This is a genomic window from Enterococcus sp. MMGLQ5-1 (assembly GCF_013155265.1).
GTDB lineage: Bacteria > Bacillota > Bacilli > Lactobacillales > Streptococcaceae > MMGLQ5-1.
In genome coordinates this window covers 72,781-87,593 of sequence record NZ_JABJXU010000012.1, presented here as the reverse complement: position 1 = coordinate 87,593, position 14,813 = coordinate 72,781, and the positions used below count along the sequence as shown (strand labels likewise).

The following is a 14,813-nucleotide window of genomic DNA, read 5'->3' as shown; positions in this document are numbered from 1 at the left end:
GTAAAACAGAAAAACGTTATCCAAAGTATGTCCCGTAAGGGTACACCTTCAGATAACGCTCCAATAGAGTCGTTTCATGCCTCACTAAAGTCAGAAACGTTCTACATCTCAAAAGAGCCGATAGGCTCTAATACTAGAGTAATCGATATTGTAGAAAAATACATCTATTTTTGGAATCATAATAGAATTTTATCCAAATTAGGGTATCTTTCGCCCGTCGAATACCGATCAGCAAGATTAAATTGAGTCGCTCTTTTTATTTTGTATCAAAAAGTAGTTGCACTTCCCCTATTGTCCCAAGCTCTTTTTTTACTACTAGCTAGCTTTCTATTTGCCAATGATTAATTGGCCCAAATTGATGACCAACAGCAATGGGATGGGCAATTGCGTTTGTGACTTGTTTTTTGGCTGTGCGGATAGCCTGCTCGATGCTTTCACCCTTTGCGATTTCAGCAGTGATAATTGCAGACAGGGTGTCACCTGTACCGTTAATCCGATTCGTTTGGTAAAAGGGGGCTTCTAGCCAGAATTCAGAACCGTCCGCTAAAATAATAAAATCACGGATTACTTTCTGTTTTTCCTCATGCTTTCTACCTTTAGCAACAACATTTTTTGCGCCAAGTTTTTTTATTTTTCGAGCTGCTTGGATGACGTCCTCATCTGTTTTGATTTCTAATTCAGCAAGCTTTTGCTGCTCAAAAAAATTAGGTGTGATAACCTCTGCCATCGGAATTAAGCGACTTTTTAATGTTTCGTAAGCAACTGATTCTAAAAGCTCATCACCGAATTTAGTCATAATTACAGGATCTAAAATTAATGGGCCAAATTGATATTTTTCTAAGTTATCGGCGACGCAATTAATAATTTCTGTATTTGCAAGCATCCCTGTTTTGACTGCTCTAATTTGGTAATCATCAGCTAGTGCTTTAAATTCAGAGTCGATAAAGCTGACTGGGAAAGGGTGGGCATCGTGAATTGCGTAGCTGTTTCCTGCAACCGCAGCAACTAAAATACTTGTACCATAGACACCTCTTTTAAAAAAGCTATGTAAATCTGCTTGTGCGCCTGCTGAGCCATCTGAATCGCTACCTGCGATTGTTGCGACTTGAATAAATTCGTTGCTCATTCGTTTGCCTCGATTCTTTTTTTTATTAATATACCAAAATAATAAAAAAGTAACACACCCAATTGGATGTTAAAAAACCATCCAATCCAATTGAATGGTTTTAATTTAAATTGACTGAATATATTTCCAGATTTCATTTGGGTGATTAGCAATTTGATAGACACCATTTTCCTTAAGCTCTTCAACACTGCCAAACCCCCAAGTAACACCGATACATGGAATGTGATTATGATTAGCACCAATCGCATCGTGCCTGCGATCACCAATCATCACCGACTGTTTCTTATTTGCCCGAGTATTTAAAATTGCCTGAGCTAAAATCTCATCCTTTTGTGATTGGCTACCATCAAGTGTCGCACCAACGATAGTCGAGAAATATTGTTCTAATTGAAAATGTTTTAAAATTTTTTTAGCAAAAATTTCTGGCTTACTTGTAGCAACCGCTAAAACATGATTTTCTTTTGTTAGTTGTTTGAGTAGGTCGATAATGCCGGCATAGACTTGATTTTCAAATAACCCTTTCTCAGAAAAATATTCTCGATAAAAAGCAACAGCCGCTTCTAGCTCATCATCGGGAATTTGTAAAATATCGGCAAAACCATTAATTAATGGTGGACCAATCATTTCTTTAAGTATCTTCTCGTTTGGAATTTCTCGATTTAATTTTTTTAAGCTATAGATAATTGAATTAATAATACCTTCTTGTGAATTTGTTAAGGTGCCATCTAGGTCAAAGAAGACAAAAGCCATGCGTTAAATTCCTTTCTAAATAATTAACCATCTATCTATCATTTTACCAGAATTTTTAATAATAAAGTATTTCTTGAAAATAAAACTGCAATTAGCTCATTATATTAATATCCTTAGTTATTTTATAAGCATTTTGATTAACAATGACATCAATTTGTCATATACTAAAACTAGGTTGGATTAACTACTAATAATTAAATTTTATGAATTATCCAATTTCAATGTTTATATAAAATTAAAATTATGGAGGAAAATTATGTCATTAATTGGAAAAACGGTTGAAGAATTTACAGCAGAAGCATACCATAAAGGTGAATTTAAAACTGTAACAAATGAAGATTTAAAAGGAAAATGGAGTATTGTTTGCTTTTATCCTGCTGACTTTACTTTTGTTTGTCCAACAGAGCTAGAAGACTTACAAGAGCAATATGCAACATTAAAGGGCTTAGATGTTGAAGTTTATTCTGTTTCAACGGATACACACTTTACTCATAAAGCTTGGCATGATACTTCAGATGCCATTGGTAAAATTGAGTACACAATGATTGGTGACCCATCTCATCATATCTCGCGTATTTTTGAGGTTTTAGATGAAGAAGCAGGATTGGCGCAACGTGGCACATTTATCATCGATCCTGATGGCGTGGTTCAGGCACTTGAAATCAATGCAGATGGTATTGGACGTGATGCAAGCACGCTAATTGATAAAATTCGTGCTGGACAATACGTCCGTACACATCCAGGTGAAGTTTGTCCTGCGAAATGGAAAGAGGATGGCGAAACCTTAAAACCTAGCTTTGATTTAGTAGGAAAAATTTAATCGCTAATTCTAATTAATAATTACTTAATTTAATATCAATGAGAGGGACACTTGTTTATGATTATCGGAAAATCAGTCATTGTGTTCCTTTCTCTTAGGGAAGATTGCTTTAAGGACCATTGTTTAGGTACGCTGCTATTAGTTTTTCTAAAGTATTTTAGCACGTAATCACGTGGTTGTTTTAGCTTTTTGGAAAGGAGTTTTATTTTGTTTGATTCAGATACAAAGGTACAATTAGCACAGTATTTAGAGCTATTGGAGTCAGATATTGTTTTTAAGGCAAGCTTGGATGATAGTGATAGCTCAAAGAAGGTGGCTGACTTTTTGGAAGAAGTAGTTGCAATGAGTCCACGTCTATCACTTGAAAAATCAAGCTTAGCTAGAACACCTAGCTTTGAAGTGAATCAACCAGCTAAGCAAAGTGGTGTTGTTTTTGCGGGCTTACCAATGGGGCATGAATTTACTTCGTTTATTCTTGCGTTGCTTCAGGTGAGCGGGCGTGCACCGAAGGTTGACGATGAAGTCATCAAACGAATTCAAGCAGTCGATAAGGCATTAAATTTTGAGACATATGTTAGCTTGACTTGTCATAACTGTCCTGATGTTGTCCAAGCCTTGAATATTTTTTCAATTATCAATCCTAAAATCAGTCATACTATGGTTGAAGGTGGCATGTTCCAAAATGAAATTGATGATAAAAAAATCATGGCAGTACCGACAGTCTTCTTAAATGGTGAGGAATTTTCAAGCGGTCGAATGACGGTTGATCAATTAGTAGAAGCTGTAGCTGGTGCCAAGGGTGCAGAAGAATTTGAAGAAAAACCAGTCTTTGATGCCTTAATTATTGGTGGTGGGCCTGCTGGCGGTAGTGCAGCAATTTATTCTGCCCGTAAAGGAATTAAGACCGGCATGGTTGTTGATACCTTTGGTGGTCAGGTCCTTGAAACTTTGGGGATTGAAAATATGATTGGGACACCTTATACGGAAGGCCCACAGCTGATGCGTCAAGTTGAAGATCATGTTGCACAATATCAAGTTGATGTGATGAAAGGTCAGCGTGCCAAGGATATTCGCCGGAATGGTCTGATTGAGGTTGAGCTTGAAAATGGGGCAGTCTTAAAAGCCAAAACAGCAGTTATTTCTACAGGTGCAAGATGGCGCAATATCAATGTACCCGGCGAGAAGGAATTCAAAAATAAAGGTGTAGCCTATTGTCCGCATTGTGATGGTCCATTATTTGCAGGGAAATCAGTAGCTGTAATAGGTGGTGGTAATTCAGGTATTGAAGCGGCGATTGACTTGGCGAACATGACCAATCATGTTTATGTCCTTGAATTTTTACCAGAATTAAAAGCAGATCAGGTCTTGCAAGATCGCTTAAAAGAGCTGCCTAATGTGACTGTTTTAACGAATGTTGCAACTCAGGAGATTACTGGAACTGATCAAGTTAATGGTATTACCTATACAGATCGTGAAAGTAATGAAACGCATCATTTGGATTTAGAGGGTGTCTTTATTTTGATTGGTTTGGTTCCAAATACAGAATGGCTACCAGAAACGGTTGAACGGAACGAACGTGGTGAAATCATCGTTGACAAGCGTGGTACAACTAGTCTTGAAGGCGTTTTTGCAGCGGGTGATTGCACAGATAGTGCTTATAAACAGATTATTATTTCGATGGGCTCTGGCGCAACTGCAGCCTTAGGGGCATTTGATTACTCAATCAGAACTAAATTTTAAGCTAACTTTATTAAAGGATGACATTTTTGAATGTTGTCCTTTTTTGTTTAATTTTTAGGTATAAACAAGCAAGGCAAATCTAACATTTCTATGTCAGATTTGCCTTGTGATTTTTAACGTTTTTGTTTAGCAATTTTGACACGCTCATTAATATTAACTGGTCGACCTTCTTTTTTCAGGTCATAAAATTCTGCTGTTGCTGCAAATAGCAAATCACTTGCCGAATTAACAGCAGTTTCAACTGAGTCTTGAATCACACCAATTACAAAACCGACACCTACGACCTGCATCGCAACATCGTTTGAAATATTAAATAGACTACAAGCGAGTGGAATTAATAATAAGCTACCCCCAGCGATGCCTGACACACCTGTGGCCGAAATTGCCGAAAGTAAGCATAGTAAAAAGGCGAGTGTGAATGGAATCTCCATACCAAGTGTGTGAGCAGTTGATAAGGTCATGATAGAGATTGTCATCGCCGCCCCACCACTATTCGCCGTCGCTCCCAAGGGAATTGAGATGGCATAGGATTCTTTATTTAAGCCTAGCTTTGCACAAAGCTCCATATTGATTGGAATATTAACTGCCGAGCTACGCGTAAAGAAAGCAGGGATGCCGCTTTCCTTCATTGTGTAAAAGGTTAATGGAAATGGATTTTGCCGTAATAGGATAAAAACCATCAGCGGATAGATAACAAAAGATACAAAGAGCATCGTGCCGACCACCAATAAAATAATTTTAAAATACTCTGCCATTCCTTTGATACCAACCTCGACAAGTGAATTGTAAACAAGTCCTGTAATACCAAGTGGTGCAAATTGAATGATGATTTGAACAACATTTGAGATAGTGTCCGATAAATCTGAAATGACCTTTTTGGTTGTTTCACTAGCTGCTCTCAGGCATAGGCCAATTAAGCAGCCCCAGAATAGAATTGAAAGATAGCTTCCCTCCATAATTGCCTGTAAGGGATTACTGACGGCATCGGTTAAAATACCAGTTAAAATATCTTTCAAATTATCAGGTGCTTGCTGTCCGGTAACCGCATTGGGTAAAACAAGATTGACGGGAAAGATATAGCACGCCAAAACAGCGACTAAGGCAGCAACAAAGGTCGCTAAGCCGTATAGAATAATGACACTTTTCATATGTGTTTTGCTACCCTTTTGATGCTTTGCTAACGATGCAATAATTAAGAAGAAAACGAGTAATGGTGCGATTGCTTTAAGTGCCCCGATAAATAAGTCTCCCAAGATTGAGATAACGGTCCATTTTGGGACAACGATTCCTAATATTATGCCGATTAAAATACCAATACTAATTTGCTGAATCAACGATAATTTTTGCCATAATTTTAATATTTTCACATTACACTCCTAAATATACAATTTAACCTATATTATTATAGCAAAAATAAATTAAATATTAACAAAATATATTATTAATATTTGAGAGTTGCTTATTTGTGATATTTCTATCTTAAATTTTAACTTTGTGCTCCAGACTAAAAAAATTTATCGAGATGATGATACTGAGCTTTGATGATTGAATTTATAATTAATTTATTATAAATAATGGAGGCTTAAGATGACAATTTCAGATGAACAAATCAAAGAATATCAGAAAGACTATATTTTAACAACGTGGAGTAAACAAAAGGGTCTTGACCCAATTGTCGTATCTAAAGCGGAGGGTATTTATTTTTATGATGAGGCTGGGACACGTTACACGGATATGTCAAGTCAATTAGTCAATATGAATGTTGTCAAGCCTTTGAAGCTAGATTAGTGACATCGTCAGAAGCAGCTTCGTTCCACAGAATTAGAAGAAGAGGTGTTATCTATTTATCGCTACAGCATGGCTGAGAGTTATGAGTGTTGCGATAATAAATGAGGTAAAAGGACTTCTAATTCTTTGTTTACTACGTTTTTTTGCCGCTTCTCGCAAAAAAGGTGTTTTGCATTTTTTGCAAAACACCTTTTTTGTGAGGTACTTTAATTCAAGCAACCAAGAGGCGCTTGAAAAACTTATTTCAAAGGATCGATTAATACCTTACATTTTCGGCATTTCATGTGCCTTCATTGTATAGCGATCAAGAGTGATTTCAATAATTGCGGTTGCTTTAATTACTCGCTCGGGAACTGGATTGAAATCTGGTAATGAGCGACCAGTTTCATGTTCCATTAGAGCGTTCAATGCGATTTTCTTCTGTTCTAAATCAGTTATTATTTTAGCGTGTCCAAAGCCGATTAAACTCTGATATGCATAACTATAATCCTCGGCGATATCTCCTGTTTCAATCAGTTGATGCTTATCGTCCATCTCAATTGCAACGGCAGAATTGACATTAATTAAACTAATTTTTTTTCCTTGCCGAGCACCGTGCACGTAAAGCTTGAGCTGCTCACCCTCCCATATATTGCCAAAATTAACTGGAACAATATACGGGTATTCTTCATCAAATAAAGCAATTCTAACGACATGGCAATTTTTAACGAGCTGTTTAATTTGTGAAAAATCAGATACTTCTCTGTCCTTCCGCCTCATTTTTATCCCCCTTTTTAGATAAACGATTGCTTAGCTTCTATAATAGGCATCATAAAGTGCTTCAACGGCATCATGCTCATTTTCTTTTTTAATACCGAACATAACTGAAACCTCTGATGAGCCTTGATTAATGATTTCGAGATTAATGCCTTTTTTAGAAAGAGCAGTTGTACCAACGGCAGTTACGCCAATATGACGCTTCATGCCTTCGCCAACAATCATAATAATGGATAAGCCATGCTCGATATGGATATCATCAGGATCTAAAATTGCTGTTAAGCGCTCAATTAGCGTACTTTCGATTTCTGGTGACAATTCACGTTCTCTGACTACAACCGATAGGTCATCAATGCCAGATGGCATATGCTCAAAGCGAATGCCTAATTTTTCAAGCTCGCTTAAAATTTTGCGCCCAAAGCCAATTTCACGGTTCATTAAATATTTTGTAATATTAATACTGGCAAAACCATCATCACTTGCAATCCCAACGACTGCACCGACCTTTTCGGTATGCTTCAAATTAATCTTGGTACCTGGGTGACTCGGATTGTTCGTATTTTTAATGACAACGGGTACCTGAGCACGATAAGCGGGAATTAATGCTTCATCATGCAATACTGAAAAGCCAGAATAGGCTAATTCACGCATTTCACGATAAGTTAGCTCAGAAATTGAGTGTGGATTATCGACAATACCTGGGTGAGCTGCAAAAATGCCATCAACATCAGTAAAGTTTTCATAAAGACTTGCCTTAACACCAGCCGCGACGATTGAACCAGTAATATCAGAACCGCCACGTGAGAAGGTACAAATATTGCCTTCTTTAGTAACACCAAAGAAACCGGGAATAACAACGATGCCCTCAATATGATTTAAGTAATTGATTTGATCGTAAGCCTCCTGCAAGATACGCGCATTACCCGGCTCATCAGATACAATGATTCCAGCGTCTTTTGGATGTAAATACTGAGCTTCTAAGCCCTCAGCTTGGAAATAAGCAGCAATTAGCTTAGCGTTATTATTTTCGCCAGCAGCTAGAAAAGTATCATATAGATGGCGGTTGTTTTCAATTGGTTGTGTTGCTAAATCGCGAATATTTTGTGCAATATCAAACATGACTGGTGTATTTAAACCAAGTTCACTCGCCATATCTTCATAGCGTTTAATAATTAGTTTTTGCACATAATCATAATCCTCACCCTTGCGATAAGCGTTGTAATAAGCAATTAAAGAATCCGTAACCTTGACGTCTTTGCCTGAACGTTTGCCGGGGGCAGAGACCACGATAAATTTTCTTTTGGAATCGCTTTTGACGATGTCTAATACTTTTTTTAATTGTTTTGTGCTGGCGAGAGAACTACCACCAAATTTAGCTACTTTCATTAATCGGCTCCTTTTAACCATAAAAATAATATTGCTTTAATTTTAGCAAATTATAGTAAGTGATGAAAGAAAATTCTGAAAATTATCTGTAAAAAAATATAAGTTCACCCAAAATAAGCAATATTTTAGATGAACTCTATTCAATGGTAGATAAATATAGGGTGGAAAAATAAATCAAGCATAGTAATCGATGGCTTAGGCACGAACAGTTTTACTGGTACCATCTTTTTGGTAAAGGTTAATTAAGCCTTCGGCCTTACGTCGAATCATATCACCGGGTGTCACTGCCTCTGGCACTGGAATAGTCAATACTGCCATTGGATTCGGTGCGCGTTCAATCAGCTCGCCTTCTTCATTACGCAAATCACAGACTGTTGTTTCGAAGTGTTTGAAATGTGGTCCATAAAACTCAATTTCGTCACCAAGAGTAATCACATTACGTTGGCGAATGGTTGCCAGACCAGTGATTTCATCATAGCTCAGCACCTCACCAACAAATTTATATTCAGGAATTTTTCGGCGTGCACCAAACAGCTGTTCCTTTTCAGAGGGCGTTTGATAATAAAAGCCAGTTGCTAATTCACGCTGTGCAACCTTCCAAAGCTCATCAACCCATTCTTGTTTGAGCTGATAATGCTCCGGATCAGCGATATAGCTATCAACTGCAGCCTTATAGACATTAGAAACGGTTGAAACATAATGAATTGATTTCATTCGACCCTCAATTTTGAAGGAGTCAACCCCATTTTCGATTAGGTCAGGGATATGCTCAATCATCGACATATCCACCGCACTCATTGAAAATTCTTCTGGAATTTCACCTTGAATGCTCCGTCGTTCTTCGCCGAAAGGTAAATCATAAAGGTCATATTTCCAGCGACAGGATTGTGAGCAGCCACCACGATTGGCATCGCGCATTGACATATGATTACTCAAGACACAACGACCTGAGTAAGAAATACACATTGCCCCATGAATAAATGCCTCAATTTCAATGTCGGTATGTTCTCTAATTTCAGCTAATTCGCTCATTGAAACTTCACGTGCCAAGACGACTCGCTCTAAGCCTAGTGATTTCCAAAATTCTAAGGTTTCATAATTAGTTGCACTTGCTTGGGTAGATAAATGAATTGGTAAGCCGGGTGCTTCAGTTGCACAGATTTCGATTAACGCAGGATCGGATACGATAACGGCTGAGATACCTACATCACGTAGCTCTCTAAAAAAATCCCCTGCCCCAATTTCATTACCCTCGTGGGTGACCATATTTGCCGCAACATAAACCTTTGCATCATGTGCTCTAGCGTAGGCTACCCCCTCAGCCATTTCTTCAAGTGAGAAGTTTCCGGCGCGACTACGTAAGCCATAGGCATTGCCACCAATATAAACCGCATCAGCGCCATAGTGAATTGCCGTTTTTAATTTTTCTAAGGTGCCTGCGGGTGCCAAAACCTCTGGTCTTTTTAATTGTTTCATGTTAAGCCTTCCTTTAATGTTTATATCATTTCACGATTATTTTATTGATTCAGGGTCAATTTGATAGAAGCCTGTATCTAAGCCCCGTGATTTAGGATGTAACTCACGCACTTTTTCTGCTAACAAGCTCGCCTGTGTTAAATCCCAGTTTTGATTTTCAAGCGCAATTTTGGCCTGTGAAAATAATTTAGTGATTTCGACGAATGCTTCGCCAGAGGTATAGATACCATCCAACAGCCAATGATTTAATTGCATCGCTGCTAATTCATTTAAAACTGGCATTAAATTTAAATCATTATTAGCAAAAATATGTGTGCCATGGCTATCCTCATAAATTGAATAGTGGGTTTCTTGCTTTTTAGGTTCGGATAAAAAAAGATTTCGTTCTTTAGACTTCGCCTCATCAGAGCCAATAAAATTATAATAATTTTGTAATAATGGTCGCTTTGATTGGTGAATGACGCTTGCACCATAAACTTGAATTTGTCCAAAAACGGTTAGCTTTTGTGAAAGATTTTCGAGCTCTAATTTAGGAATTTCTCTTGCCAGTACCGCACCGATTGCCCCATGTCCTGCCCAAAAATTGATTTGTCTAGCACTTGTTACCATGGTTGAGGCATCGTAAATAAATGGCAATTTAAGCTGGTCACGATTAATCACAAATATTACGCCAGTATCACCGACTGTGATGCGATCAACGCCGATTTGAGCCAGAAAGCTGAGATATTCAGGAATTGCTTTCATTTTATCCGGATGCATAATGGCATTAACAGCGACTGTGACTTTTTTATTTGCTTGATGAGCGAGCTGTGTCAATAATTCAATTTCAGACCATGAAAAAGCATTTGGCATTCTTAGTGCGAATTTTTCATCACCAAAGTAGAGATAGTCAATTTCTGTTGTAAGCAGCTGTTTTGCCTGGGAAATTGATTCACAGGTTGCTGTAATTTCTATTGAAAACATGGTTACTCCCTTGCTTATTGAAGATTAATCAGAACAATACATAACTTATAGTTTAACACTTATAAAAAACTTTGATAAGTCCTTAATAATAATTTCAGAAAGCCGAGATGAATTAATTGGTACATAAATGTAACAAAATTGCAAAGAAAGTAATAAAAAAATCTATATTATCTATTCGAAATTAGTGATAAAATGAGTAATAGATTAAATGATTGAATTAATGGTGAGGAGAGAGTGTTTGGAAGCTCGAAAAGTAGAATTTGAATCGGTTGAATGGGTCGATTCACAAGAAATCATACAAGAATCAATACAGACTCCAGCGATTGATAAGATTCCATTAATTGTTGCCCCGGAGCAGAAGGATATCGACGATTTGTTCTTTTTTGCACAAGTAGCAATTGAAGGTATTTTAACTGTTTTGCTCAGTTATATGCTATTATTATTTTTTACCTCTTTACCTGTTTTTATCGCAATTTTTTTGGCTGCTGCTGTCAGTTTTATGACCGTGAAGGTTAGTAAACATTTCTATCAGCACTTAAGAAGCAAACATTAGCATAGATGAATATTGTAAGATATAGCTTAGAAGCCGAGCGTTAGCTTTGTTTCTAAGCTTTTTTTAATGTTTTTATAAGGGACCTATGACATAAGCCCTTGTCGCTTTCATAATGTTCGTAATTGACGGACTTTATCTCTCAAACCTGTTCAAATAGATAAAGCACCTTGTTTATCTAGCACCTGTGCTTTACCGAAACAATAAAATTTTTCAACAATGCAACTAGAATGCTAAAGCGTTAAGCTTCAGATGTCTTAAATTTATTGTTTACTGTTCATCATAGCTCTAAAAGAATTCGAGTAGAAGGTGAAACATAAGAGGTACTATGTGTATATTTATGTGTAACTTTCTATTTTTTTGGCCAGATTAGAGTTTGGTAAGCAATCACACTTAGCTTTTACGTAAGTTGCTAAATTGACAACTTCAATGCCATAGAAAAATAGATAAATTTCTGGATATTTGCAAGTAAAGAATGATTTAAAATAGTAGTCTGTCCAGCATGATAAATTTAGACATAAGTTCACAGTGTCGCATTAAGGGCTAAATCTGCTAGAAAGTTTCATATAAGTACGCTCTGCGCTCAGACAATTCTTATGATTTTCAAAAATTGTCTGTTAGTCGGCAAGGTAGACATTTAAAACTTGCTTTTACAAGCAAGTAAAGAGCGCTTTAAAAAACTTAGTTTAAATACTAAAACTAGATGTAACCTTCCAAGTAAGCTGATTTAGCCCCTTTGCTTACGTCGTTAAATCACCTTTGTAAATCAGTTAGGATTCCAGTATCTCTTTGTCAGAATTGAAGAGTGCTTCTCTAACCGTTGGGTGTCGTCTGCATAGAAAATTCAAGTAAAAAAGATTAGATGTCCCATACAGTGCCCAAACATACCAGTGATCGGCTGATTCTCCTAGGGATTTAAGGCGATAAATTGAAAAGAAATCTGCTAATAATTCATGGTAAAGCTCATTTTGAATAGGCCCTTTATCAACTAATACAAGATATTGAATCATGATTTGAATTGCAAAAATGATTATCCAGCCAACGATATACGAGCGACCACCCTTTACTAAAATGCCTCTTTTATAAATTTTTCTTTCGTTATGCTCATCATCATAATAGATATAAACTGGCTTTAGCTCACGCTTAATTTGCGCATAGCGTGATTGATAATAACCAACTACTATTCCGATTAGGATCGTCACTATTAATAAAATGATGTTTAACTGATTTAATTTGAAATTTGTTGCAACTTGGTAGATTGATAGCACTGGTAAGAATAGATAATTCAATTTTTGTAGTCGATTAAAGCTAAACTGCTCCTTGATAAAATATAAGACTAAAATAATTACGATGATATTCATAAATAACTCCAATTTTTTATTAATAGCTCTATTATATAATAATTGGTTTGCTGTCGTCACGCTGAAACAATTAATTAATTATTTCATAATTGAATAAATATCGTCTGCGATGTTAGAAATAACATCATAATCAGTGTTATTAGTCGTTGTGATTGAAAGGACAAAAGGCTGATTAGCATATATGATACCGACATCATGGCGATAGTCATAGGCATCACCAATTTTATGAGCGACCTGAACATCAATATTTTTAGAAATCCGTTGATTATCAAAGTCGGTATGGCTTAAATAATCAATTGCTTCGCCACCTAATTGATATAGTGCTAACATTATTTTTGCATTACGTTCAGCCGTTGTTTTTTTAGCTGCGACCTCCCATTTAAAGCCAACAATTTGATTAATAGTATTTTGAAAGTCGGTATTATATTTTTGAGTGGCATAATAGCCTAAAAAGTTGGCGCCAACATTATCTGAGCTTTGGCATGTTTTTTCTAGGATTGATTGGACTGAATATTGCTTATTATCGGCTGTTTTACTAATAACACCTGCACCTGCTGTTTCATAGGCGCCCTGCCAGCTATTGACGTCAGCTGTATAAAGCCACTGGTCTGATAACTTTAATTGTCCTTCATTAATCAATTTTTGTGTATAATAAATTTCTGGTAATTTGCCAGTGCTTGCTGCATGAACTTCTTGACTTGAATTGATTGAGGCGATTTCACCGCCACTTGCGCGTTGTACATAAACACCAAGATTTGCATCATTATATTTCTGATTTAACAATTGCTGAACCTGATAAATTTTATAATCAGTAATGATTTTATAAGATTTAGTTTCAGCACTTAAATATAAATTATCCTTAGTCTTTAAAACAGGTCGCTGATTTTGATTAATGACGATTGCTTCAATTTCTACTAAGCTATTTTTATTAATTTCTTTTGCATTTTGACTCAAATTTTCATCTGAGTAAGCCATTATTTTTTTCGCTGTTTGTAAATAATTAGGATTAATTGTAAAGTTATCCGTTGCGTTTGATTTAATCGCTTCTAAATTTTTTTCGGCTTTAATATAGTCGCCGGCTACTGTTTTAAAGTAAGGGATACCTTGCTTGTCAACACTTAATTCGGAAATTGGAATAATTGTTCCCTTTTTGATTGGTGCTTCAGCGTCTGTTGTATTTTGATTGAGCTGACTCACCGTTTTTGTTTCAGCTGTTAAATTGATAACCGCTTCTGGCAAGGTTGTCCAATAATTTTGATATTGATTAGTAATAAATTGAGCGTTTTTTCGGTTAGCGCTGATAAATCGACCATCTGAAAGCTGCAGAACAGGAATACCATCCTTTGCTAGCGTTACCTTGGCAATTTCAAGGACAGCTTGAGTCGTTATGGTTTCATCTTTTTGTAAGCGAAGACTATCTCGATAAATCGCTGTGTCGCCAGCTACGAGTACTTGATTTGGATTATCAAAATAATAATCAGCTTCACTTGCTTGAATCAGTTGAAACTGACCTTGTGCTGAAAGGTACCCTTTGTCAGTTTGATAATAGGGTTCACCAAGCTGATTGTAGCCACTTGCTTGAATGGTTATTTTTTGATTGCTCGCTAAATTACCTGACTGTTGTGCAAGGCTACTGTCAGAGTAAGCTTGGCTGGCTTCAGATAGCCAAATATTATCACCAGTGGAAAACTTAAATTTAAAATCGGAATCAAGCTGATTATATTTGACAGTTTGATCAGTTGCTGGGATTTCATCACCTGTATTTAAAACCACAATTACCTGATCATTAGTGGTTGTTACGGTTTTAACGACGCCTAAAACGCCATAGTCTGTCTTGACTGCTGTTTTGCCAACTAGCTTCTGGTAGTAGTCTTGAATATTATCCTGAGTTGCGTTAGTGGTACTTACGACATTTTCAAATTGAAAGAAGCAAGCAACCAAAATAAATAGGTGCAAGATTTTTTTGGACATGATAATTCCTTTGTATTTTTAATATATTTATTATACAAGAAAAATAGTTGAAAAGATTAATTTTGCGAAAACGTTATTGAAATGTAATCATTTGGAAAAAAGTAGTTCATTTCTTTGCACTTTAAA

Annotated in this window: 14 protein-coding genes; 5 read left to right on the top strand and 9 right to left on the bottom strand. The window is 36.5% G+C overall.

Annotated features, from left to right (window positions below; genetic code table 11):
- Positions 1-246 (top strand): IS3 family transposase (locus HOY35_RS11495; RefSeq protein ID WP_172285821.1); only part of this gene is annotated, 246 nt, incomplete at its 5' end.
- A gap of 73 nt (positions 247-319) precedes the next feature.
- On the opposite strand, the gene thiD is transcribed toward HOY35_RS11495, so the two are convergent.
- Complete coding sequence (gene thiD / locus HOY35_RS11490; protein ID WP_172213871.1) at positions 320-1,126, bottom strand: bifunctional hydroxymethylpyrimidine kinase/phosphomethylpyrimidine kinase; 807 nt, start codon at positions 1,124-1,126, stop codon at positions 320-322.
- A 105-nt stretch (positions 1,127-1,231) separates the two neighbouring features.
- Complete coding sequence (locus HOY35_RS11485) at positions 1,232-1,876, bottom strand: HAD family hydrolase (RefSeq protein WP_172213869.1); 645 nt, start codon at positions 1,874-1,876, stop codon at positions 1,232-1,234.
- A gap of 256 nt (positions 1,877-2,132) precedes the next feature.
- Here HOY35_RS11485 and ahpC point away from each other — a divergent pair, with 256 nt between their 5' ends.
- The gene (ahpC, locus tag HOY35_RS11480; protein WP_172213866.1) at positions 2,133-2,696 is read left to right on the top strand and encodes an alkyl hydroperoxide reductase subunit C; all 564 of its coding nucleotides are present in this window, start codon (positions 2,133-2,135) and stop codon (positions 2,694-2,696) included.
- Between the two features lie 204 nt (positions 2,697-2,900).
- A complete protein-coding gene (ahpF, locus tag HOY35_RS11475) occupies positions 2,901-4,436 on the top strand; it encodes an alkyl hydroperoxide reductase subunit F (protein WP_172213881.1) in 1,536 nt (511 codons plus the stop codon).
- 113 nt (positions 4,437-4,549) lie between these two features.
- Here ahpF and sstT read toward each other — a convergent pair whose 3' ends face one another.
- Positions 4,550-5,797 carry a serine/threonine transporter SstT gene (sstT, locus tag HOY35_RS11470; protein WP_172213879.1) on the bottom strand — a complete coding sequence of 416 codons (1,248 nt, stop codon included), beginning with the start codon at positions 5,795-5,797 and terminating at the stop codon, positions 4,550-4,552.
- A gap of 226 nt (positions 5,798-6,023) precedes the next feature.
- Here sstT and HOY35_RS11465 point away from each other — a divergent pair, with 226 nt between their 5' ends.
- Positions 6,024-6,224, top strand: a complete 201-nt coding sequence (locus HOY35_RS11465) for a hypothetical protein (RefSeq protein ID WP_172213864.1) — start codon at positions 6,024-6,026, stop codon at positions 6,222-6,224.
- Between the two features lie 264 nt (positions 6,225-6,488).
- On the opposite strand, the gene HOY35_RS11460 is transcribed toward HOY35_RS11465, so the two are convergent.
- The 4 genes from HOY35_RS11460 to HOY35_RS11445 form a co-directional block, all read right to left on the bottom strand.
- Positions 6,489-6,983 carry a pyridoxamine 5'-phosphate oxidase family protein gene (locus HOY35_RS11460; protein WP_172213862.1) on the bottom strand — a complete coding sequence of 165 codons (495 nt, stop codon included), beginning with the start codon at positions 6,981-6,983 and terminating at the stop codon, positions 6,489-6,491.
- A gap of 30 nt (positions 6,984-7,013) precedes the next feature.
- Positions 7,014-8,366 carry an aspartate kinase gene (locus HOY35_RS11455; RefSeq protein ID WP_172213860.1) on the bottom strand — a complete coding sequence of 451 codons (1,353 nt, stop codon included), beginning with the start codon at positions 8,364-8,366 and terminating at the stop codon, positions 7,014-7,016.
- A gap of 195 nt (positions 8,367-8,561) precedes the next feature.
- Entirely contained in the window at positions 8,562-9,842 is a 1,281-nt protein-coding gene (locus HOY35_RS11450; RefSeq protein ID WP_172213842.1) for a U32 family peptidase, read from the bottom strand.
- Between the two features lie 36 nt (positions 9,843-9,878).
- Positions 9,879-10,805 carry a peptidase U32 family protein gene (locus HOY35_RS11445; RefSeq protein ID WP_172213840.1) on the bottom strand — a complete coding sequence of 309 codons (927 nt, stop codon included), beginning with the start codon at positions 10,803-10,805 and terminating at the stop codon, positions 9,879-9,881.
- 238 nt (positions 10,806-11,043) lie between these two features.
- Here HOY35_RS11445 and HOY35_RS11440 point away from each other — a divergent pair, with 238 nt between their 5' ends.
- On the top strand, positions 11,044-11,358 hold the full coding sequence (locus HOY35_RS11440) for a DUF3270 family protein (protein ID WP_172213838.1): 315 nt from the start codon (positions 11,044-11,046) through the stop codon (positions 11,356-11,358).
- 767 nt (positions 11,359-12,125) lie between these two features.
- On the opposite strand, the gene HOY35_RS11435 is transcribed toward HOY35_RS11440, so the two are convergent.
- Both HOY35_RS11435 and HOY35_RS11430 read right to left on the bottom strand, forming a co-directional pair.
- Positions 12,126-12,716, bottom strand: a complete 591-nt coding sequence (locus tag HOY35_RS11435) for a hypothetical protein (protein WP_172213836.1) — start codon at positions 12,714-12,716, stop codon at positions 12,126-12,128.
- Positions 12,717-12,794: 78 nt separating this feature from the next.
- Positions 12,795-14,687 (bottom strand): serine hydrolase, encoded by a 1,893-nt coding sequence (locus HOY35_RS11430; RefSeq protein WP_172213834.1) that lies wholly within the window; start codon positions 14,685-14,687, stop codon positions 12,795-12,797.
- Positions 14,688-14,813: the final 126 nt, after the last annotated feature.